Source organism: Vibrio anguillarum, from assembly GCF_001989995.2.
GTDB classification, from domain to species: Bacteria; Pseudomonadota; Gammaproteobacteria; order Enterobacterales; family Vibrionaceae; genus Vibrio; species Vibrio anguillarum.
Window position 1 is genome coordinate 1 of sequence record NZ_JAHGUP010000213.1, and the last position, 871, is coordinate 871.

Sequence of the window (871 nt, forward strand, 5' to 3'; positions counted from 1 at the left end):
CCTTAGCCGGGCGTTATGCATTACATCAAATTCAGCGTTAAAAGGATGAATAATGAGCGTTCGAAAAGTAGTTGTTATTACTGGCGGTAGCCGAGGGATTGGTGCGGCGACAGCAAAGCTTTTTGCTCAAAACGGTTTTTCCGTATGCATAAATTACAAATCTAATGCTGAGGCTGATAATACTCTCGTTGAAGAAATCAAAGCGTTAGGTGGTCATTGTATTGCGGTTCAAGCTGACATTTCCAAAGAAGGTGATGTTGTTAAACTGTTTGAAACCGTTGACCAAGAGCTTGGTGTTGTTTCTGTTCTTGTCAACAATGCTGGTATCTTAAAGAAGCAGATGCGCTTAGACGAAATGAGTGCAGAGAGGATTAACTCAATTCTCATAAACAATGTGACAGGTTATTTCTTGTGTTGTCGTGAAGCAGTGAAACGAATGTCAACTCGTCATGGTGGTCTCGGTGGTGTCATAGTTAATGTTTCTTCGGGAGCCGCTCGAACAGGTTCACCGAATGAGTACATCGATTATGCAGCGTCAAAAGGTGCAATTGACACGTTAACAAAAGGTCTGTCGTTGGAAGTTGCCGCGGAAGGTATCAGAGTTAACTGTGTTCGCCCAGGATTGATTTATACCGATATGCACGCTGACGGTGGAGAGCCTGACCGTATAGAACGACTCAAAAATAAAATTCCAATGCAACGGGGTGGTTTGCCTGATGAAGTCGCTGAGGCCATTTATTGGTTAGCGTCTGAAAAATCATCATTTTCTACAGGTAACTTTCTGGATTTAGCCGGTGGTTTGTAATGCATAACAAACGCTTCAAGAGGGACAGCCAACGCGTGGCATTTTCACTATGCGTTGGTTTTTGTG

Annotated in this window: 1 protein-coding gene; it reads left to right on the top strand. The window is 43.3% G+C overall.

All coding sequences use genetic code 11. The features are described 5' to 3' along the window. The first annotated feature begins 52 nt into the window (after positions 1-52). Positions 53-805 carry an SDR family oxidoreductase gene (locus tag PL85_RS18525; RefSeq protein WP_064626957.1) on the top strand — a complete coding sequence of 251 codons (753 nt, stop codon included), beginning with the start codon at positions 53-55 and terminating at the stop codon, positions 803-805. The last annotated feature ends 66 nt before the right edge of the window (positions 806-871 follow it).

Excerpts from the sequence above, each read along its gene's own strand:
- PL85_RS18525 (WP_064626957.1), top strand. The coding sequence starts at position 53 with ATGAGCGTTCGAAAAGTAGTTGTTATTACTGGCGGTAGCCGAGGGATT.